The 20,002-nt window shown below is 67.3% G+C and carries 23 protein-coding genes and 2 tRNA genes; 9 read left to right on the top strand and 16 right to left on the bottom strand.

The genetic code is table 11. The features are described from left to right. Window positions 1–81: 81 nt before the first annotated feature. The 4 genes from AC06E9_RS00280 (at window position 82) to AC06E9_RS00265 (ending at window position 1,737) form a co-directional block, all read left to right on the top strand. Window positions 82–351: a hypothetical protein gene (locus tag AC06E9_RS00280; protein ID WP_143592178.1), complete on the top strand. Its 270-nt coding sequence runs from the start codon at window positions 82–84 to the stop codon at window positions 349–351. A 29-nt stretch (window positions 352–380) separates the two neighbouring features. Next, on the top strand, window positions 381–791 hold the full coding sequence (locus AC06E9_RS00275; protein WP_461770086.1) for a hypothetical protein: 411 nt from the start codon (window positions 381–383) through the stop codon (window positions 789–791). Between the two features lie 107 nt (window positions 792–898). Next, on the top strand, window positions 899–1,285 hold the full coding sequence (locus AC06E9_RS00270; RefSeq protein ID WP_121038154.1) for a hypothetical protein: 387 nt from the start codon (window positions 899–901) through the stop codon (window positions 1,283–1,285). 11 nt (window positions 1,286–1,296) lie between these two features. Continuing rightward, complete coding sequence (locus AC06E9_RS00265) at window positions 1,297–1,737, top strand: hypothetical protein (RefSeq protein ID WP_183073674.1); 441 nt, start codon at window positions 1,297–1,299, stop codon at window positions 1,735–1,737. Between the two features lie 30 nt (window positions 1,738–1,767). On the opposite strand, the gene AC06E9_RS00260 is transcribed toward AC06E9_RS00265, so the two are convergent. From AC06E9_RS00260 to AC06E9_RS00240, 5 genes are all read right to left on the bottom strand, one after another. Further along, window positions 1,768–1,844, bottom strand: a tRNA-Pro gene (locus AC06E9_RS00260). A gap of 139 nt (window positions 1,845–1,983) precedes the next feature. After that, window positions 1,984–2,060: transfer RNA gene (locus AC06E9_RS00255), tRNA-Pro, on the bottom strand. A 48-nt stretch (window positions 2,061–2,108) separates the two neighbouring features. After that, window positions 2,109–2,222, bottom strand: coding sequence for a cytochrome bd-I oxidase subunit CydX (gene cydX / locus AC06E9_RS00250; RefSeq protein WP_019182852.1), 114 nt, complete (start codon window positions 2,220–2,222; stop codon window positions 2,109–2,111). Between the two features lie 30 nt (window positions 2,223–2,252). After that, complete coding sequence (cydB, locus tag AC06E9_RS00245) at window positions 2,253–3,407, bottom strand: cytochrome d ubiquinol oxidase subunit II (RefSeq protein WP_121038151.1); 1,155 nt, start codon at window positions 3,405–3,407, stop codon at window positions 2,253–2,255. Between the two features lie 15 nt (window positions 3,408–3,422). Continuing rightward, window positions 3,423–5,012: a cytochrome ubiquinol oxidase subunit I gene (locus AC06E9_RS00240; protein ID WP_478049339.1), complete on the bottom strand. Its 1,590-nt coding sequence runs from the start codon at window positions 5,010–5,012 to the stop codon at window positions 3,423–3,425. Window positions 5,013–5,238: 226 nt separating this feature from the next. Here AC06E9_RS00240 and cydD point away from each other — a divergent pair, with 226 nt between their 5' ends. Next, window positions 5,239–6,969, top strand: a complete 1,731-nt coding sequence (gene cydD, locus AC06E9_RS00235) for a thiol reductant ABC exporter subunit CydD (RefSeq protein ID WP_478055210.1) — start codon at window positions 5,239–5,241, stop codon at window positions 6,967–6,969. Next, the gene (gene cydC, locus AC06E9_RS00230) at window positions 6,966–8,639 is read left to right on the top strand and encodes a thiol reductant ABC exporter subunit CydC (protein WP_152152708.1); all 1,674 of its coding nucleotides are present in this window, start codon (window positions 6,966–6,968) and stop codon (window positions 8,637–8,639) included. The genes cydD and cydC overlap by 4 nt, the downstream gene beginning before the upstream one ends. A 52-nt stretch (window positions 8,640–8,691) precedes the next feature. On the opposite strand, the gene AC06E9_RS00225 is transcribed toward cydC, so the two are convergent. From AC06E9_RS00225 to ccmA, 11 genes are all read right to left on the bottom strand, one after another. Beyond that, entirely contained in the window at window positions 8,692–9,306 is a 615-nt protein-coding gene (locus AC06E9_RS00225) for a DUF1294 domain-containing protein (protein WP_478055209.1), read from the bottom strand. Between the two features lie 8 nt (window positions 9,307–9,314). Then, window positions 9,315–10,427, bottom strand: coding sequence for a homoserine O-acetyltransferase MetX (metX, locus tag AC06E9_RS00220; protein WP_282261229.1), 1,113 nt, complete (start codon window positions 10,425–10,427; stop codon window positions 9,315–9,317). A 73-nt stretch (window positions 10,428–10,500) separates the two neighbouring features. Further along, window positions 10,501–11,517 (bottom strand): tetratricopeptide repeat protein, encoded by a 1,017-nt coding sequence (locus tag AC06E9_RS00215; RefSeq protein WP_478055576.1) that lies wholly within the window; start codon window positions 11,515–11,517, stop codon window positions 10,501–10,503. Then, entirely contained in the window at window positions 11,511–11,993 is a 483-nt protein-coding gene (locus AC06E9_RS00210) for a cytochrome c-type biogenesis protein (protein ID WP_461770080.1), read from the bottom strand. Before AC06E9_RS00210 ends, AC06E9_RS00215 begins: the two co-directional genes overlap by 7 nt. Beyond that, window positions 11,962–12,567 carry a DsbE family thiol:disulfide interchange protein gene (locus tag AC06E9_RS00205; RefSeq protein ID WP_313212257.1) on the bottom strand — a complete coding sequence of 202 codons (606 nt, stop codon included), beginning with the start codon at window positions 12,565–12,567 and terminating at the stop codon, window positions 11,962–11,964. Before AC06E9_RS00205 ends, AC06E9_RS00210 begins: the two co-directional genes overlap by 32 nt. Before the next feature lie 9 nt (window positions 12,568–12,576). Continuing rightward, the gene (locus AC06E9_RS00200; protein WP_478055208.1) at window positions 12,577–14,490 is read right to left on the bottom strand and encodes a heme lyase CcmF/NrfE family subunit; all 1,914 of its coding nucleotides are present in this window, start codon (window positions 14,488–14,490) and stop codon (window positions 12,577–12,579) included. Next, window positions 14,491–14,952, bottom strand: coding sequence for a cytochrome c maturation protein CcmE (gene ccmE, locus AC06E9_RS00195; protein ID WP_121038127.1), 462 nt, complete (start codon window positions 14,950–14,952; stop codon window positions 14,491–14,493). It lies immediately after the preceding gene. Next, complete coding sequence (gene ccmD / locus AC06E9_RS00190) at window positions 14,949–15,134, bottom strand: heme exporter protein CcmD (RefSeq protein WP_019182865.1); 186 nt, start codon at window positions 15,132–15,134, stop codon at window positions 14,949–14,951. Before ccmD ends, ccmE begins: the two co-directional genes overlap by 4 nt. After that, window positions 15,131–15,895, bottom strand: a complete 765-nt coding sequence (gene ccmC / locus AC06E9_RS00185) for a heme ABC transporter permease CcmC (RefSeq protein WP_121038124.1) — start codon at window positions 15,893–15,895, stop codon at window positions 15,131–15,133. Before ccmC ends, ccmD begins: the two co-directional genes overlap by 4 nt. Window positions 15,896–16,018: 123 nt before the next feature. Next, window positions 16,019–16,714 (bottom strand): heme exporter protein CcmB, encoded by a 696-nt coding sequence (gene ccmB / locus AC06E9_RS00180; RefSeq protein ID WP_121038121.1) that lies wholly within the window; start codon window positions 16,712–16,714, stop codon window positions 16,019–16,021. Next, on the bottom strand, window positions 16,711–17,340 hold the full coding sequence (gene ccmA, locus AC06E9_RS00175; RefSeq protein WP_088434712.1) for a heme ABC exporter ATP-binding protein CcmA: 630 nt from the start codon (window positions 17,338–17,340) through the stop codon (window positions 16,711–16,713). Before ccmA ends, ccmB begins: the two co-directional genes overlap by 4 nt. A gap of 102 nt (window positions 17,341–17,442) precedes the next feature. Here ccmA and AC06E9_RS00170 point away from each other — a divergent pair, with 102 nt between their 5' ends. The 3 genes from AC06E9_RS00170 (at window position 17,443) to AC06E9_RS00160 (ending at window position 19,950) form a co-directional block, all read left to right on the top strand. Next, window positions 17,443–18,591: a pyridoxal phosphate-dependent aminotransferase gene (locus tag AC06E9_RS00170; protein ID WP_461770078.1), complete on the top strand. Its 1,149-nt coding sequence runs from the start codon at window positions 17,443–17,445 to the stop codon at window positions 18,589–18,591. Between the two features lie 17 nt (window positions 18,592–18,608). Further along, window positions 18,609–19,415 carry an amidohydrolase gene (locus AC06E9_RS00165; protein ID WP_461770329.1) on the top strand — a complete coding sequence of 269 codons (807 nt, stop codon included), beginning with the start codon at window positions 18,609–18,611 and terminating at the stop codon, window positions 19,413–19,415. Between the two features lie 100 nt (window positions 19,416–19,515). Continuing rightward, entirely contained in the window at window positions 19,516–19,950 is a 435-nt protein-coding gene (locus AC06E9_RS00160) for a hypothetical protein (RefSeq protein ID WP_478049333.1), read from the top strand. The last annotated feature ends 52 nt before the right edge of the window (window positions 19,951–20,002 follow it).

Here is a 20,002-nt window from a genome sequence, read left to right as displayed (position 1 = left end):
AACAGGCTCCTACTTGCCTGTGTAACGTTGATGCTCGCCAGTTGTGGCATCGGCGGTATGTGGATGAATGGAGATCCGTCCGTGGGCAGGAACATCGTTCCACCGCGCGATCATTGGCAGAAAGCAGGCAATGACCCCGCGGCCCGCAGTGCGGACTGGCTCGGTTGTGGCGGGGCGGACAGCGGCGGTTACAACGTCGCCACGTCGGATGGATCGAGCTCTGCGGTGATCCAGCAGGCGATGAGCCGCAAGTTCGACGACATGCAGCGTTGCATGATGTCCCGCGGGTATCAATACACGGGCTCCTGCGAAGGCGATATACGCAGTCAATATCCCGCATGCCAGAAGTAAGGCGTCTGCGGACATCCTGGACGAAGCGCATGAAGCAGGTTCGAAGGCGAAGCTGTACGGGGTTCGGTCTGCTGATGGCGGTAGCGGTCATGACGGGCTGCACCGCGGGCAACGGGCGCTTATGCGGCCCGCAGACGCCGCGCGCCTACTGTGACAAGAAAACCCACGACGCCTTGGCCAATCCCCCTTCGCAGCGCGACAGCTGGGCCGCGGGCACGGCAGATGCCTCGCAACTGGGGGCGGCGTGGGTGGCATGCGGCGGCATGGCGAACGGCAACGTCGGCATCGATCAGCAGGGCGGCAACGGTCCCGAAACCGTGCAGCGCCTCACCCGGAAGAATGACGACGTCCAGCGCTGCATGATGCAAAAGGGATACCGATACACCGGGACATGCTCAGGGGATATTGCGAGTCGATTCCCCGCCTGCCAGTCGCGATGAACGTGCGGCGGCCTCGTGGCGTTGCGTTCACCGCTGCACCTGCTCCCTGGCATCGGCGGACGGCGCATGAGCACCCTCGCGCGAGCCGGAGGGTCAGACGTATATCGATGCTGATGGCGATCGTACTTTTCGCGGTTGCAGGCTGTGCCAGCACTCCCGCTGTACCGGGGCAGGTGGCGGTGACGGACATGGGGCCTGTTCCGGCGGGTTCCGTTCGTGTCATGCCGACGCGGCAGTACTGGCGCAAGGCGGGGGCGAGCAAGGCCGACGCGGACCTGGCCCGGCAGCAATGCAGCCAGCACCTGCGCAACACCGACGAGTACGTTGGGCTTCTCAAGGAGAGCGCCGTGATCACGAAGATCTGGCATGCCGAACGTACCTCGGCACAGAAGAAGCGGCGCAAAGAGATCGCCGCTCGGCTGGGCCAGCTCCATGATGCATGCATGGCCGGCGAGGGGTTCGAGTTCGTGCGTCGTGGGTTTCCGGTGGAGTGAATACGATGCGCATGACACTGCTGTTCGTCCGTAGGGGGTTCATCTGTCGCAAGCATCCCGCCAAACGGCACACCGGTCGTGCGACGGTGGTGCTCGGCATGCTGTTCGGGCTGACCGCCTGTGGTGCAGGTGGGATGTGGATGAATGGAAACCCTGCCGCAACCCGGCAGCTGGTGCCGCCGGGCCACGACTGGAGCAGGCCGGACGCAGGTGCCCTGGTGCGTGATACGGACTGGCAGGCCTGCGGCGGCCAACGCAGCGGGAACATCTCCCCAGACCGGCAAGGTGCCACGGGTGAGGAAACCGCCCATCTTTCACGCGACAAGCTCTACGCGGCACAACGGTGCATGCTGGGGAAGGGCTACCGCTACACCGGCAGCTGCGGAGGGGAGATCCGCAGCCGCTACCCGGCCTGCCAATCGCCAGACACAAAAAAACCCGGAGGACAGTGACGTCTTCCAGGCTTGATTGTGACCATCAGATGGTCGGGGAGACAGGATTCGAACCTGCGACCTCTACGTCCCGAACGTAGCGCTCTACCAGACTGAGCTACACCCCGTAAGGAGCCGCCTATTGTATCGATCCCGCCGGTCGGCGGCAAGGGGGGATCGCGTTTTTCGCCTTCGGTGCCGTGTTGCCACGGCCCTTGATAAAGAAGCCTGGAAACGTGTTCCCAGGCTTCAATACGACCACCGAAGTGGTCGGGGAGACAGGATTCGAACCTGCGACCTCTACGTCCCGAACGTAGCGCTCTACCAGACTGAGCTACACCCCGAAGGAGCCGACAAGGATACGGTGTGAAGACCCGATCGGCAACCTTTTTTTAGCCTTCTTCGTGATCCGTACGGCTCTGCTCGCGGGCTTCGAACCACATGCCGTTGAGAATGGCCACGACCGAAGCCAGCCCTGCACCCAGAATCCAAGCGAAGTACCACATGGTAAGTCTCCTATGGCGCCGTGGGGCGCGTCAGTAAGCGTTGGGGTTGTCGCCCATCTCTTCGGCCGTGGTCTTGCCCTTCATCACGCGGTAGACCCAGGAGGTGTAGGCGATGATGATCGGCAGGAAGATGGCCGTGGCGATCAGCATGATCCCCAGGGTCAGGTGGCTGGAGGAGCTGTCCCAGACGGTCAGGCTGGAGCCCGGCTGACTGGAGGAGGGCAGCAGGAACGGGAAAATCGCAAAGCCGACGGTCAGGATGATGCCGGCGATCGACGCCCCCGAGGCCAGGAACGCCAGGCCACCACGGCGGGCCCGCAGCAGCACTGCGCTGGCCAGCGCACCCACCAGCCCGAGGATCGGGGCCAGCAGGGTCAGCGGCATGCTCTGGTAGTTGCGCAGCCAGCCACCGGCCACCGCACCGACGGCCGCGGTCTTGAGCAGCGGGTTGGTCGGGCCATCGGTGACCACCTGCGAGGTGATCTGGTAGCCCGGCAGGCCAAAGGCCACCCAGACGCCGGCCAGGGCGAACAGCACGAAGGTCAGCACCGCCGCGACGCTGCCGTAGCGGGCCGAGCGCTCGGCCACCGGGCCATCGGTCTTGAGCACCAGCATCGCGGCACCGTGCGAGACCACCATCGCCACGCTGACCAACCCCGCCACCAGCGCGAACGGGTTGAGCAGGCCGATCAGGGTGCCGGTGTAGAAGATGCGCATGCTGTCATCGAAGTGGAACGGCACGCCGACCAGCACATTGCCCACCGCCACGCCGGCGATCAGTGCCGGCAGCAGGCCGCCGACGAACAGCGCACGGTCCCAGTTCTCGCGCCAGCGCTTGCCGGGCATCTTGCTGCGGTACTTGAAGGCGACCGGGCGCAGGATCAGCCCGAACAGCATCAGGAACACCGCCAGGTAGAAGCCGGAGAAGCTGACCGCGTACAGCGGCGGCCAGGCGGCGAAGATCGCACCGCCACCGAGCACCAGCCACACCTGGTTGCCTTCCCATACCGGGCCGACGGTGTTGATCACCAGCCGGCGTTCGTCATCGGTCCTGGCCACGAACGGCAGCAACGTGCCAACGCCGAGGTCGAAACCGTCCATCACCGCCCAGGCGATCAGCAGGATGCCGAGCAGCAGCCACCAGATCACGCGGAGCGTGGTGTAATCGAGTCCAATGAATTCCATCTGGGTTCTCCTGCCTTACGCCCGACCGTGGGTCGGCGCAGCGGCATTGGGGGAAAGGGACGTGGCTGCAGCCTGCAGCGACGGCAGGATGTCGTCCGGGCCCTTGCGGATCGCCTTGAGCATCAGCTTCACTTCGATGATCAGCAGCACTGTGTACAGCGCGGTGAACACGGCCAACGTGGTCAGGATTTCATGCAGGGCCAGGCCCGAGGCGGCGTAGAAGGTCGGCAGCACGCCGTCCACCGCCCACGGCTGGCGACCGTACTCGGCCACGAACCAACCGCATTCGATCGCGATCCACGGCGCCGGCAGCGACCACAGGGCAAGCTTGAGGAACCAGCGCTTGTCCTGGAAGTTGTGGCGGCACGAGTAGTAGAAGGCCAGCGCGAAGAAGGCGATCAGGTAGAAGCCCAGCCCGGCCATGATGCGGAAGGTCCAGAACAGCGGGGCGACCCGCGGCACGGTATCCATCGCGGCCTTGGAGATTTCTTCCGGGGTGGCGTTGAGGATGTCTTCGCGATAGCGCTTGAGCAGCAGGCCGTGGCCCAGATCCTGCCAATGGCGGTCGAACATCTCGCGCGCTTCGACGTCGTTCTTGTCCTTGCGCACGCGTTCCAGCGCACCGTAGGCCAGCTGGCCGCCGCGGATGCGGTTTTCAGCGCGCCCCACCAGTTCCAGGATGCCCGGAATCGGCTGGTCCAGCGAACGGGTGGCGATCAGGCCCATCAGGTACGGGATCTTGATCGCGTAATCGTTGGTGTGGGTGGTCTGGTTCGGAATGCCGAAGGCGGTGAAGTCGGCCGGCGCACGCTCGGTTTCCCACATCGCTTCGATCGCGGCCAGCTTCATCTTCTGGTGTTCGCTGGCGGCATAGCCGCTTTCGTCACCCAGCACCACCACCGACAGCGAGGACAGCAGGCCGAAGGCGGCCGCCACCGCGAAGGAACGGCGTGCCATGTCCTTGTGCTTGTTGCGCAGCAGGAACAGGGCGCTGATCGACATCACGAACACCGCACCGGTCACGTAGCCGGCACTGACCGTATGCACGAACTTGGCCTGGGCCACCGGGTTGAACAGCACGGCGGCGAAATCCACCACCTCCATGCGCATCGTTTCCGGGTTGAAGATCGCGCCGGTCGGGTTCTGCATCCAGCCGTTGGCGATCAGGATCCACACCGCCGAGAGGTTGGTGCCCAGGGCCATCAGCCAGGTCACGGTGAGGTGCTTGACCGGGGTCAGGCGCTTCCAGCCGAAGAAGAACAGACCGATGAAGGTCGCTTCCAGGAAGAACGCCATCAGGCCTTCGATCGCCAGCGGTGCGCCGAAGATGTCGCCGACGTAATGGCTGTAATACGACCAGTTCATGCCGAACTGGAATTCCATCACGATGCCGGTGGCGACGCCGATGGCGAAGTTGATGCCGAACAGCGTGCCCCAGAACAGCGTCATCTGCCGCCAGACCTGTTTGCGGGTCATGACGTAGACGCTCTCCATGATGGCCACCATGAAGGACAGGCCAAGCGTGAGGGGAACGAAAAGGAAGTGGTACATCGCGGTCAGAGCGAATTGCAGCCGCGACAGTTCTACGACTGTCTGATCAATCATGGCCTGGCTACCTCGTTGGGTTTTGCCGTTTCAGGTGGCGGGAAGGGGGGTCTACGGGGTGAATTCTGTGACCAGCAACTTCAAACAGCCTTGATTCAGATCAATGTACAAACAGACCGGCGCAGGGATCGTATGCATCCCACCCCTGCGACGGCTGGCCGCACGGGGGCGGGGCCAGCACCTACTACAATCGACGGAACCTCCCTGTGGCCGCCAGTGACTTGTTTTGAGCATACCCCCCGACGCGTCCATTGTTGAGACAACCGCCCTGCGCCGCCTTCGCCTGCACTGGCTGGGTGGGCTGGCGGCGGCCGCCCGCGGCAAGCAGCGGCTGGCGGCGATCTGCATCTGCGTGTCCGGCGCCCTGCTGATCGGGCAGGCGGCCGCCATCGCCTGGTTGATCCAGGCGGTGCTGGTCGATCACCGCCCACTGGCCGACGCTACGCCCGTGCTGCTGGGGTTGCTGGCGGTGCTGGGGATCCGCACCCTGTTGGGCAGTGCGACCCAGGCAACAGCCGGTGATGTCGCCGATGCGGCGCGGCTGGCGCTGCGTGAACGGGTTTATCAGCGGCTGCTCGGGCGCGGGCCCCTGTGGCTGCGCCAGCAACGCACCGGCGAACTCGGCGAACTGATGCTCGCTCACGCCGATGCGATTGAGAATTATTACTCCGGCTATCAGCCGGTCCGCATCGAAGTAGTGGTGGTCCCGCTGCTGATCGCCATCGCCGTGGCCTGGACCGATTGGGTGATCGCGCTGATTCTCTTGTTCACCGCGCCGCTGGTGCCGTTCTTCATGATGCTGGTCGGTTGGGGCGCAGAAGCCGCCGGCCGTGCGCAGCTGGGCGAACTGGCGCGGATGAGCGGCCACTTCGCTGATCGCATCAAGGGGCTCGGCCTGCTGCGCCTGTACGGGCGGGGCGAGGCCGAGCTGGACGGTGTGGCCACGGCGGCCGAAGGCGTGCGTGAGCGCACCTTGAAAGTGCTGCGGATCGCCTTCCTCTCTTCGACGGTGCTGGAGTTCTTCGCGTCGGTCAGCGTGGCGATGGTCGCGTTGTATCTGGGCCTGAGCTATCTCGGCCTGATGTCGTTGCATGCGCAGGTGCCGACGCTGGGCGTGGGCATGTTCTGCCTGCTGCTGGCACCGGAGTTCTATGCACCGCTGCGGCGCTTGGCCGCGCACTACCACGATCGCGCCAACGCGCTGGCCGCGGCGGCCGAAGTAGAGCGGCTGCTCGGCGACTTGCCGGAGGCCCCCGTAGCCGGGGAGGCCCCGCCTGCGAGTGCGCGCGCTCCGGAACTGCTGGAACAGCGTGCCCCTCCGGTGGTCGTACGCGGGGTGAGCCTGCGACCACTGGGTGCGCATCACGATGTGGTGCAGCAGCTCTCGTTCCAGATCGAGCCGGGGCAGCGCGTGGCGCTGGTCGGCCCCAGCGGCAGTGGCAAGAGCACGTTGCTGGAAGCGCTGGCCGGCTGGTTGCCCCCGCGCGAGGGCAGCATCGTGCTGCGCCCCGGGTTGGACGTGGGCTACGCCGGGCAGCGCCCCTATCTGTTCCACGGCACGATCGCCGACAACCTGCGCCTGGCCGCACCCGGCGCGACCGATGCGCAACTGCGCGCCGTGGCCGAGGCCGCCCAGGTAATGCGGTTTGCCGCCGCACTCCCACAGGGGCTGGATACGGTGATCGGTGAGCGCGGCTTCGGATTGTCCGGTGGCGAAGCGCGCCGTATCGGCCTGGCGCGGCTGTTGCTGCGCGATCCGCAACTGCTGCTGCTCGATGAGCCGACCGCCTTCCTCGATCCCGATACCGAAGCCGATCTCCTGCGTACCCTGGCCGCGTTCGCACGTGGGCGCAGCGTGGTGATCGCCACGCACAGCGAGACCGCGATGCGCTGGGCAGACACCCGCCTGACCTTGACCGCCGGCGGCGCGCGCCTGGCCTCGGAGCTAACGCCATGAAGGCCGCGCACATCGATTCGCTGAAGGGTGTGTTCGCCCGGCATCGCGGCCGCCTGCTGCTGACCGTGCTGCTGCTGTGGACGACGATGCTGGCCGGCACCGCGCTGCTCGGGTTGTCCGGTGGTTTCCTCACTGCCGCCGCCTTGGCCGGTGCGGCCGGACTCGGCAACGGCTTCAACTTCTTCTCGCCCTCGGCGGGCATCCGCGGGCTGACCATGGCGCGCATCGTGTCGCGCTACTTCGAAAAACTGGTCGGCCACGATGTCACCCTGCGCATCGCGCGCGATCTACGGGTGTGGTTCTTCCGTCGCGCGCTGCCACTCGCACCGGCGCGCTTGGCCGGTGTACGCACCGGTGAACTGCTGGCGCGGCTGATGTCCGATATCGGCGAGGTCGATGGCCTGCTGGTGCGTGCGATCGGCCCGCTGCTGGCGCTCGGTGGTATCTCGCTGGTGGCGGTGGTGTCGGCCGGCATCATCTATCTGCCGGCGGCCGGGCTGCTGGCGGTGCTCGCCTTGCTGATCGGGGTGGGCGTGCCGTGGCTGACCGTGCGTGGCGCCGCCGACCAGGAGCGCGACCGCGCGCTGCACCGTGCGCAGTTGCGTACCCAATCCTTCGAAGGGCTGGAAGGCGCGGCCGATCTTGCTGCGCTGCAGGCGCGCGAGCATTGGAACCAGCGCGTGCTGGTGGCAGCCAAACAGCTGAAGTCGCGTGACAAGCGTCGCCGCTGGCGCTTGATCAGTGGCAATGCGCTGCATGGTCTGTGTGGCGCGGGTGGCTTGGTGGCGATGCTGTGGCTGGCCCTGCATGCGTTCGAGCGTGGCAGCGTGGATGCCGCGCTGGCGGCGGCACTGGTGTTCCTGACCGTCGCACTGCTGGAGCTGTGGGCCGGGATCGGGCTGGCCTGGCAATCGTGGTTGTCCGGCCGCGTCGCCGCGGTGCGGCTGGAGGCGATCGTGGATCAGGCGCCGGGCGTGGTGGAAGCCGCCGCGCCGGTGGCTGTGCCATCCGTGCCCGCAACGCTGCGATTCGATCACGTGGTGTTCCGTTGGCCCGGCCAGGCGCGCGTGTTGCTGGACCATGTGCAACTGGAACTCGCACCGGGCGAACGGATCGCGATCCGCGGTGACAGCGGCAGTGGCAAGACCACGCTGTCCTCGCTGCTGCTGCGACTATGGGATCCGGAGGCCGGCAGCGTGCGTTACGGCGATGCGGATATCCGCAGTGTCGCGCAGGCCGACTGGCACCGTCAGATCGCCTGGCTCCCGCAGAACGCGCCGGTGTTCGCTGGCACCGTGGCGGACAACCTGCGGCTCGGCGATGCACAGGCCAGCGATGCACGATTGTGGCAGGTACTGGCGGAGGTCCGTCTGCACGCGTGGGCCGAGCAGATCGGTGGGTTGGCGGCGTGGGTGGGCGAGAACGGCGCGACCATGTCAGCCGGGCAGGCACGGCGCCTGGCGCTGGCGCGCGCGCTGCTGCGTGACGCACCGATCCTGTTGCTGGATGAGCCCACCGAAGGCCTGGATGTGGATACCGCGCATGCGCTGTTGCAGGACATGGTGGCGGCGCTGGGCAACCGCAGTCTGTTGATGATCACCCACGACGAACTGCCGGAGGGCATCGTGCATCGCAGCTATCGTTTGCGGGATGGGCGGTTGGAAGGGTAGCGGCGAGGGCGATCCGCACGCAGCGTGTAAAGCATCCACGCATGGCGTGGATCTATCCTGGGATGCTGCCGTTGTGGATCAGCCAGCCCAGCGGCGCTATGTTGATCACTACCGCCACCCAGAACACTCGCTGGAAGGAGGCCTTGCGGTTCTTGTGGCGCAGCACGGCCTGCGCCATCAACGCACCCGGCCAACCGCCCAGCAGGGCCAGGCCCTGCAGCGTGCTTTCCGGTGTGCGCTGGCGATCATTCCGGGCGGCGGATTTGTCATGCCAATACCAGAGGTATGTCACCACGCTCAGGGCGAGGTAGGCACCCGGTACCCACGTCGGCCAGTGCTGCCACATCGCCACGGCAATGAGGCCTGCGAGGAACACCAGCGCGATGGCCGTACGTGGCAATCGATCCGGCCCCGCACCCCGCACCGCAGCGCGTGCAGCAGGGCGGCCCCCATCGCGGTCCAGCGCAAACCGCACCGCGCCCGCGTTGCGGCGCCCCTGCGCATCGGTCTGCACGTCATAGGTGATTACATCGCCCAGTACCGGGCGTCGATCGCGTGCCGAGAATGCGCGGATATGTACGAAGCATCGCTCGCCGCCGCCATTGGGCTGCACGAAGCCGAATCCGCGCGCCTCGTTCCACTCGCTGATCTTTCCTTGAAGGCGCATGGGTAAACTCAGAGTGAAGACAGGAAACCGCTGACCGCCGGCCCGAACCGCGCGACATCCACCAGGAACGCATCGTGCCCCTGCGGCGAATCCAGCCCGATGAACTGCGCATCGGCACCGCCGGCGCGCAGGCCCTCGGCGATCTGCTGTTGCTGCTGCACCGGGAACAGGATGTCGGTGTTGGCGCCGATCGCCAGCGCCTTGCCCACCTGGATCTTCGCCAGCCCGGCCATGACGTCGCCGTCGGCATATTCGGCCAGGTCGAACCAGTCCATCGAGCGGCTCAGGTACAGATAGCAGTTGGGATCGAAGAAGCGCACGAAGCGGCGGGCATGGCCTTCCAGATAGCTTTCGACCTGGAACTCCAGGCCGAACGGATCGTCATCGGCCTGGTCCGAATCCAGCCGCACGCGGCCGAAACGGCCGTCCCACTCCAGTGCGGAGCGGTAGGTGATCACGCCGAGCTTGCGCGCCATGCGCATGCCCGATTCCGGGTAGGCCTGGTCGGTATAGCGCCCGCCATTCCACTGCGGATCAAGCCGGATCGCCTCGCGTTGCAGCGAGCGGATCGCGATGGAGAACGGCAGCGCCTGGGCACTGCCGGAAATATTGATATGGCTGCGCGCGAGGCCCGGGTGCAGCATCAGCAGGGCCAACGCGGTCATCCCGCCCATCGAGTTGCCGATCACGCAGGCCAGTTCGGTCACGCCCAAGGCGCGCACCACCTCCACCGCCGCCCGCGCGCCATCTTCGATGGACAGTTCGGGGAAGCGCAGACCATACAGTTCGCCCGTCGCCGGATCGAGACTGGCCGGCCCGGTGGAGCCTTTGCAGCTGCCCAGCGAGTTCACGCAGATCACGAACCAGCGGTCGGTATCGATCGGCTTGCCTGGGCCAACCATCGCCTCCCACCAGCCGGCGGCAGGGTTGTCGGCGTTGGCCGCGGCATGCGCATCGGGGGAGAGCCCGGTGACGATCAATACTGCATTGCCGGCATCGGCCGCGAGCGTGCCCCAGGTCTCATAGGCAACGTGCGCACCGCGTAGTTCACCGCCACGCTTGAACGCGAACGGCGAGGGCAGGGCGTGATAACGGGTGCCGGGGGGAATGAATTCAGTCATGCGCGCAGTTTAGCCGGGCGCCGCGATGGCGCCGTAGTGGTGAGCGGCACGCTGCGTCGCGGCCGCGCATCGGTCATGGGTGATCAAACACCAGAGGCACCGGCCCGGCATGCGGCAGACGCACCCGTACCGGCGTGGTTTCCAGATCGTCCGGCTGGCGGTTGGCCTGGCCCGAACGCGACAGCCGCGCAATGACCTCAACCTCCTGCACCTGCGAGAGCGTGCTGGTCGGCATCGGGCTGTCGCCATCGCCAAGGGTGACCAGCAGCGGCACCTGGCTGGCCGGATGCTTCTGCACCGCGATCGGCATCGGCGGGCCATCGGGTGCGCGCGCGATCACGAACACGCTCGCGTTGGCCAACGCGGGATCCAACGTGGTTCCGGGTGCGAACCGGACCTGCACCGTGAGGGCGTGGTTGCCCGCCGCCGCAGGGACGGAGGTTCCGGTCATGGGCGGCAGCCCGGCAGTGCCGCGGGCGATGGCGATCTGCTCGCGCAACGCGCGCGCCGCGCCCGGCTCCAGGCGTGGCAGCAGCGCTTCCCAGGCCGCCGCCGCTTCGGCGTCCTGCCCGCGCTGGCGCAGGGCAATGCCGATCAGCCAGCCGGCGCGTTCGCTCTCCGGCGCGAGTGCGTTGGCGTGACGCAGCCATTGCAGGGCCTGGTCATCGAATTGTTTGCCCGGGGCCGCCTGTGCGCGCGCCTGCGCTGCTTCGACCAGCACGCCGGGGTCGTCCGGGGCGAGTTGCACCGCGCGGTCAAACGCGGCCGTGGCCTCGGCCAGCTTGCCCAAGGCCAGCTGCGAGCGGCCAAGCAGAGCCCAGCCATCAGCGCGCTGCGGGTCTTTCGCCAGCGCCTGTTGCAGCGCCTGCACGCCATCCTCCAGCGTGGCAGGCTCGTCGCTGGCCGCCGTCCGCTCGGCGGCATCCGGCGTGCCGACCAGCAGGTACAGCGCGCCACCGGCCAACCCAAGGGCCAGCATCGCGATCACGAAGGGGCGGCGTTGGCCGCCTGCACGCAGCGGCCACAGTACGCGTGCCGCCACGGCAGCGGCGACGACCGCGGCACTCAGGGCCAACCAAAGGCTCACCAGCGCTCCTCGCTCTTGTCCATCGGTTCGATCCCGCGGCTGCGACGGCGCACCACCCAGACCAGCACGCCCGCGCCGAGCAGCAGCGCCACCGGCGGCCCGAACCAGAGCAGCGCATTGCGTGCTTCCATCGGCGGCCGGTACAGCACGAACTCGCCATAGCGATCGACCAGGAACTGCTTGATCTGCGCATCGCTGTTGCCCTGCTGCATCAGCACCAGCACTTCGCGGCGCAGGTCGTGCGCGATCTGCGCATTGGAATCGGCCAGCGACTGGTTCTGGCACTGCACGCAGCGCAGCTCGGCGGCCAGCGCGTGGAAGCGGGCTTCCTCGGCGGCATCGCGGTACTGCAACGGAGTCGGGTCGGAGACGGCCTGCGCCATCACCGGCGAGGCCAGGGCGAGCGACAGCGCGAGCAGCGCCGCGCCGGGCCCGTGGATCCTGCGCTTACGGCGAGGCGGGCAGCTGCGGCTGGGCATTGGCACGCTCCACCTTTTCCAGTTCCGGGATCAGCTGGGTATCGATCACGCGCTGGCTGAGCGCGCCACTGTACTTCCAGCGCACCACGCCACTGGCATCGACCAGGAAGGTCTCCGGCGCGGCGGTGACGCCCCAGTCGATCGCGGTGCGGCCTTCGATGTCGCTCAGCACCAGCACGAACGGATTGCCCAGCTGTTCCAGCCAACGCAGGGCATCGGCCGGCTCGTCCTTCCAGTTGTAGCCGATCACGCGCACGCGCTTGGTTTCGGCGAACCTGGTCAGGATCGGATGTTCGTCGCGACAGGCTGCGCACCAGCTGCCCCACACGTTGAGGACATAGGGAGCGCCGCGCAATTCAGTGCTGCTGACCTTGATGTGCGGATCGTGCAGTACCGGCAGTTCGAAGGCAGGTGCCGGCTTGCCGATCAGTGCAGAAGGCAGCACGTCGCGGTCCGGCGCGCCGGATTTCATCACCCCGTAGATCATCAGCCCCAGCAGCCCGAAGAAGAACAGCACCCCGATGACGATGGCCACGGGCGGCAGCGGACGGGAGGCAGGGCGGGGATCGGACACGGGAAACTCCTAGGGACGACGGAAACGACGATCGGCGGCGGTGACGAAGCCACCCAGTGCCATCAGCAGCGCGCCCAGCCAGATCCAGCGGACGAACGGCTTGATGTGCACACGCACGGCCCATGCATTGTTGCCCAGCGATTCGCCGAGTGCCACGTAAACATCGCCGTTGAGGCGGGCATGGATGCCAGCCTCGGTCATCACCTGCCCGCCACTGGCGTACAGGCGTTTTTCCGGATGCAGCAGCGCCAGCTGGCGGTCGTGCTGGAACACGCGCAGGTGGCCGCGATCGGCGACGTAGTTCGGGCCTTGCTGATGGTCCACGCCTTCGAAGCGCACTTCGTAGGTGCCCACCACCAGCGATTGCCCGGGGGCGAGTGCGACTTCGCGCTGCACGTTCAACGCTTCCACCAGCAGCGCACCGGCCAGAAACACGGCCACGCCGCCATGGGCCAGCAGCATGCCGATCATCTCGGCGGTGAACCTGCCGTTGCCGCGCAGGCGGGTCCAGACGAACCGCGCGGTTCCGAACGCCACCCAGGCCGCGCCGGTCACGCCGGCTGCGGTCTTCAACGCGCCCTGCGGCGCCATGAAATACGCGATCACGCCCAGCAGCAGCGCCAGCCCGGCCCACGGTGCCAGCATCGCCAACCGCCGCGAGGCCTGGTCGCGCTGCCAGTTGACCAGCGGCCCGAACGGCAGCAGCGCCACCAGCGGCGCCATCAACACCACGAACAGCGTGCCGAAGTAGGGCGGCCCGACCGAGACCTTGCCCAGGCCCAACGCATCGGCCAGCAGCGGATACAGCGTGCCGAGCAGGACCATGCCGCAGGCGGCGGCCAGCAGCAGGTTGTTGGCCAGCAGCAGGGTCTCGCGCGAGGTCGGCAGGAAGCCGCGGCGCGGATCCTCGCTGGTCAGCGCGCCAGCCCGCAGCGCGTACAGCAGCAGCGCGCCGCCGATCACCAGCGCCAGGAAGATCAGGATGAAGGTGCCGCGCGAGGGATCGGCCGCGAACGAGTGCACGCTGGTCAGCACGCCCGAGCGCACCAGGAAGGTGCCGAGCAGCGACAGTGCGAACGCGGCGATGGCCAGCAGCAGCGTCCAGCTGGCGAAGCTGCCGCGTTTCTCGGTAACCGCCTGCGAATGAATCAGTGCCGCACCGGCCAGCCACGGCATGAAGCTGGCGTTCTCGACCGGATCCCAGAACCACCAGCCGCCCCAGCCCAGTTCGTAATACGCCCACCAGCTGCCCAGTGCGATGCCGATGGTCAGAAAGCCCCAGGCCACATTGGTCCACGGCCGGGTCCAGCGCAGCCAGCGCGCATCCACGCGCCCTTCCAGCAGCGCGGCGATCGCGAACGCGAACGGCACCGCGAAGCCCACGTACCCGATGTACAGCATCGGCGGGTGGATGATCAGCCCGGGATCCTGCAGCAGCGGATTGAGGTCGCGTCCTTCCAGCGGCGCCGGGAGCAGCCGCGCGAACGGGTTGGAGGTGAAGATCAGGAAGGCGAGAAAGCCAATGCTGATGATGCCAAGCACGCCCAGTACGCGGGCGGACACCTCGGCCGGCAGGCGTTTGGACCACAGCGCGACGGCGCCGCACCACAGCGCCAGCACCAGCGCCCACAGCAGCAGGGAGCCTTCATGCGCGCCCCACACCGCCGAGTAGCGGTAGGCCAGTGGCAGCAGCGAGTTGGAATTCTCCGCCACATAGCGCACCGAGAAATCCTGGGTGACGAACGCCGCTGTCAGCACGCCGAACGCCCCCAGCAGCAGCGCGAGCTGCGCGTAGGCCGCCGGTCGCGCCACCGCCATCCACGCGGCGCGGCCGCGATGGGCGCCCCACAGCGGCAGTACGGTCTGCAGCACGGCCATCAACAGTGCGGTGACCAGCAGGATCTGCCCCAGTTCCGGCAGCACTCAGTACGTCTCCGGCGCCGGCACGGGCACATCGTGTTTGATATGCGCCTGCCCCATCTTGTCGGCCACTTCCTTGGGCATGTAGGTCTCGTCGTGCTTGGCCAGCACTTCTTCGGCAACGAAACGGCCGTCCTGCAGGCGCCCGGTGGCGACCACGGCAGTGCCTTCGGCGAACAGGTCCGGGAGGATCCGCGAGGTGATCACCGGCAGGGTCGCGTCACCATCGGTGACCACGAAGTGCGCATCCAGCGAACCGGGCGCGCGCTGCAGCGACCCTTTGACCACCATGCCACCCAGGCGGAACCGGGCGTGATCGCCGGCATCGCCGCGCAGCACTTCGGAGGGGGTATAGAGGTAGGCGATATTGCGCTGCAGGGCCATCGCGACCAGCGCGGTCGCCAGGCCGGAGGCGAGCACCAGCAGCATCACCCAGAGCAGGCGACGACGCCGGACCGGATTCATCGGGTCAGCTCCGGCGCCAGCGGCGGTGCGCTGCCTGCTGCAGTGCGGGCCTGCTGGCGCTGCTGGCGGCGCGCGGCCAGGCGGCGCGCCCAGCGCAGGCGCAGCCAGGAGCCGATGGCATCGCTGCCGAGTACCAGCACGAACACCGCGTAGGCGGCGATCACATAGGGCAGGTGGGTCACGGGCGGCTGTCCTCCAGCGGGGCACGGGTGCCAGCGGCGACCCAGGCCTTGCCTGCCTCGCGCAGCAGGTTGTCGGCGCGGGCCTTGGCCAGCAGCGAGCCGGCGAACCACAGCTTGGTGCCGATCACCATCAGCCACAGTGGCAGTGCCATGCTGGCATCCAGCGTGGACGCGCCGAACAGGCGGATGGTCTGGCCCTGGTGCAGGCTGCCCCACCATTCCACGGAATAGCGGATCACCGGGAGCAGGCTCACCCCGACGATGGCCAGCAGGCCCGCTGCGCGCGCGGCGCTGCGGCGGTCCTCGATGGCGTGGTACAGGCCGATCACGCCCAGGTACAGGAACAGCAGGATCAGCTCGGTGGTCATGCGCGGGTCCCAGTCCCACCATGTGCCCCAGGTCGGCTTGCCCCAGATGCTGCCGGTGAGCAGGGTGATCAGGGTGAAGCCAGCGCCGAGCGGGGCACAGGCCATTGCCAGGATTTCGCAGGTCTTGATCCGCCAGATCAGCGCGATCGCCGCGTACAGCGCCATCAGCGCGAACACGAACAGGCTCATCCACGCGCTCGGCACGTGGATGTAGAGAATCCGGAAGCTGTCCAGCTGCTTGGAATCGGCCGGCACCACGGCCAGCGCCTGCCAGATGCCGACCAGCAGCACCGGCACCGCCGCCAGATAGAACACCCGCGACCAGCGCGCGGCAAAGCGGTCGAAGGTGGGCGGCGAACCGAGTTGGTGGAACCAGCGGACGATCGGGTGCATGCGGCAGTGGCTATCCAACGAAGGGCGACGATGGAACGGACGTGGAGTGGCTCGGTAACGGATGACGCGGAGGCAGGTGACGCTCACAACGCAGCGCACGCCACCGACAGTACGCCATACCGCTCAACTCAGCGAGATGCGGATCGCCGCGGCCGTCGCCAGCGGGGCCAGCACGAGCGCCACCACCAGCCCGGCGCCCAGCATCAGCAGCGCGCCGATCGGGTCCTGGCCGCGGGCGACCGCCGCCACACTGCCCGCGCCGAACACCAGCACCGGCACATACAGCGGCAGGGCCAGCAGCGCCACGAGAATACCAGAGCGCCGGATGCCGACCGTCAGCGCGGCGACCACCCCGCCGATCAGGCTCAGCAGCGGCGTTCCCAGCAGCAACGATGCCAGCAACATCGGCAGCTGGTCATGCGGCAGATGCAGCATTTCCGCCAGCAGCGGCGACATCACGATCAGCGGCAGGGCGGTGGTGAGCCAGTGCACCAGCACCCGCACCAGCACCAGCCAGGCCAGCGGCACCGGGGCCAGCAGCCATTGCTCCAGCGAGCCATCTTCGGCGTCGCTGCGGAACAGTGAATCCAGGGCCAGTTGGCCGGCCAGCAGCACCGCCAGCCACATCACGGCGGCGGCGACGCGTGCCATCGCCTCGGGGTCGCGGCCCAGTGCCAATGCGAACAGCACCACCACCAGCAACGCGAACAGCAACGGCTGCAACGCATCGCCGCGGCGGCGCCAGAGCAGGCGCATGTCGCGGCCGACCAGCGCCCGTGCGGTCTGCCACAGACCCGGTTCGGTACCCGGGGCGATCATGCCGCCGCTCCCAGGGTCAGCAGGCGCGTACGCACCGGTGGCGCGGCATACGCGCCGTGGGTGGTGACCAGGGCGGCACCGCCGCTGCGCAGGTGCGCGGAAATCATGCGGTTCACCAGGTTGATGCCGTCCAGATCGAGATTGGCGTACGGCTCGTCAAGCAGCCATAGCGGCGCGGGCGAGAGCCAGATGCGGGCCAGTGCCAGGCGGCGCTTCTGCCCGGCCGACAGCTGCCGCACCAAGGTGTCCTCATAGCCGGCCAGGCCGACGATCGCCAGCGCGTTGCCGGGCATCTGGCGGGCGCGGCGGCCGTGCAGCCCGCACAGGAAATGCAGGTTCTCCAGCGTGTCCAGGTCCGGCTTCAGCGCGGGCAGGTGGCTCAGGTAGGCCACGTAGTTGGCGCGCTCCTTGTGCCCGGCGCGCTTGCCATCGATCTCGACCTGGCCGCTGCCGGCGCGCAGCAGGCCGGCCAGCACCCGCAGCAGGGTGGTCTTGCCGGCGCCGTTGTCGCCCTGCACCAGCAGGGCTTCGCCGGCATCCACGTGCAGGTCCAGCGGGCCGAAGACGGGTTCGTCGTTGCGACTGAAGCCAAGGCCATGCGCGGCCAGCAACGGAGGGGCGTTCAAGGGGCGGGATCTTTGCACCGGAATGGGCCGCCATTGTATCGGGGGAACGGGCTGGATGATTTGCGTACACTGGGAGTTCCCCCGGTTCTTTCTCTGCTGCCGATGCAACCGCAAACCAAGCTGCCCAAGGTGGGCACCACCATCTTCACCGTGATGTCCCAGCTCGCCGCCGAACACGGCGCGGTCAACCTTGGCCAGGGGTTCCCGGATTTCTCCGCACCGCAGCGGCTGATCGATGAAACCATCGCCGCGATGCAGGGCGGTCTGAATCAATACCCGCCGATGACCGGCGTGGCGCCGCTGCGCCAGGCCATCGCGCAGAAGTCGCTGGATCTGTACGGCGCCCAGGTGGATCCGGATACCGAGATCACCGTCACCAGTGGCGCCACCGAGGCGATCTTCAACGCCATCCACGCCGTGGTCCGCCCCGGCGAGGAAGTGATCGTGCTTGATCCGGCCTACGACTGCTACGAGCCGGCGATCGACCTGGCCGGCGCGCGGGCCGTGCACGTGCCGCTGGACCCGCAGACCTTCGCGGTCGACTGGGACCGCGTGCGTGCCGCGATCACCCCGCGCACCCGCCTGCTGATGGTCAACACGCCGCACAACCCGTCCGGCGCGATGCTGACCGCCGAGGACATGCAGGCGCTGGCCGATGTGCTGCGCGGTACCGATATCTATCTGATTTCCGATGAGGTGTACGAGCACATCATCTACGACGGTCGTCGCCACGAATCCTCGCTGCGCCATCCGGAACTGCGCGCGCGCGCGTTCGTCATTTCCAGCTTCGGCAAGACCTACCACTGCACCGGCTGGAAGATCGGTTATGCCATCGCGCCGCCGGCGATGACCGCCGAGTTCCGCAAAGTGCACCAGTACAACACCTTCACCAGCTTCGGCCCGGCCCAATACGGTTTCGCTGCCATGATCCGCGATGAGCCCGAGCACCATCTGGAGCTGGGCGCGTTCTACCAGGCCAAGCGCGACCGCTTCCGCGAGCAGCTGCTGACCACGCGCCTGACACCTCTGTCGGTGCCGGGCGGCTACTTCCAGCTGGTGGATTACTCGGCCGTCAGCGATCTGCCAGACCACGAATTCGTGAAATGGCTGACCATCGAGAAGGGCGTGGCGGCGATCCCGCTGTCGCCGTTCTATGAGACCGCCCCGGCCGGCCAGCGCCTGGTCCGCCTGTGCTTTGCCAAGAACGACGCCACGATGGACGCGGCGATCGAACGCCTGCGGGCCCTGTGATGAGTGCCGTGACCGGGCTGCAGGATCTGCGCATTTCCCTGATCCAGGGCGACACCCGCTGGCACGACCCGGCGGGCAATCGCGCGCATTACGGTGCGCTGCTGGCGCCGCTGGCCGGGCGGACCGATCTGGTGATCCTGCCGGAGACCTTCACCAGTGGCTTCTCCAACGAGGCCATCGACAAGGCCGAGGGCATGGACGGCCCCACCGTCGCCTGGATCCGCGAGCAGGCTGTGCGGCTGGGCGCGGCGGTCACCGGCAGCGTGCAGCTGCGGGTGGGCGAGGGCGTCTACAACCGCTTGCTGTGGGCCACGCCGGAGGGCGAGCTTGAGTACTACGACAAGCGCCACCTGTTCCGTTACGGCGGCGAGCACGAACGCTATGCCGCTGGCCGCGAGCGCCTGTGCGTGGAATGGAAAGGCTGGCGGATCAATCCGCAGGTCTGCTACGACCTGCGTTTCCCGGTGTTCTGCCGCAACCGCTACAACGTCGAGCGTGCCGACCAGCTGGATTTCGATCTGCAGATTTTCGTGGCCAACTGGCCGTCGGCCCGCGCCTATGCCTGGAAGACGCTGCTGCGCGCGCGCGCGATCGAGAACCTCTGCTATGTGGCGGCGGTCAACCGGATCGGTGTGGACGGCAACGAACTGCATTACGCCGGCGACAGTGCCGTGATCGATTTCCTCGGCCAGCCGCAGGTGGAAGTACGCGAGCGCGAGCAGGTGGTCACCACCACGATCTCGGCGGCGGCACTGGCCGCGCACCGGGCGCGCTTCCCGGCGATGCTCGATGCGGACAGCTTCAGCCTGCAGGAACGCAGTTGATGGCTGAACGGATGCCGGAGGCGCGCGATACGCATCATCCGCGCCACACGCGCGCGCTGCTAGATTCGGCTCGTTACCCCTTCAGTACGAGCGGACCTGCATGAAGAAGTTCTCCCTGGCATTGATCGCACTGGCTGGCATCTCGGCCGTCCCGGCCGCACAGGCCGCCGGCAACATTGATTGCGAGCTGCACTACACCCTGGCCGGCTGGTCGGTGCTGTACAAGACCGCCTCGGGCACCGGCACCATCCAGTGCGACAACGGCACCCGCATCCCGGTCAAGATCACCGCCAAGGGCGGCGGCCTCACCGTGGGCAAGTCGAAGATCGTCGACGGCAAGGGCAAGTTCTCCGGTGCCTACTCGGTCAACGACCTGATCGGTTCCTATGCGGCCGTTGAAGCGCACGCCGGCGCGGACAAATCCAGCAATGCGCAGGTGATGACCAAGGGCGATGTATCGCTGGCCCTGGCCGGGACCGGCAAGGGCTGGGATCTGGGCATTGGGGTGGGGCGGTTCACCATCGAACGCCGTTGAGGGTGAGTTGACCCAACAAAAAACCCCGGCCGAAGCCGGGGTTTTTTTGTGT

The sequence above is a fragment of the Stenotrophomonas sp. Steno-Z10-BAI genome, from assembly GCF_056393115.1.
The sequence above is the reverse complement of the archived record's forward strand: the minus strand, read 5'-3'. Positions and strand labels throughout refer to the sequence as shown.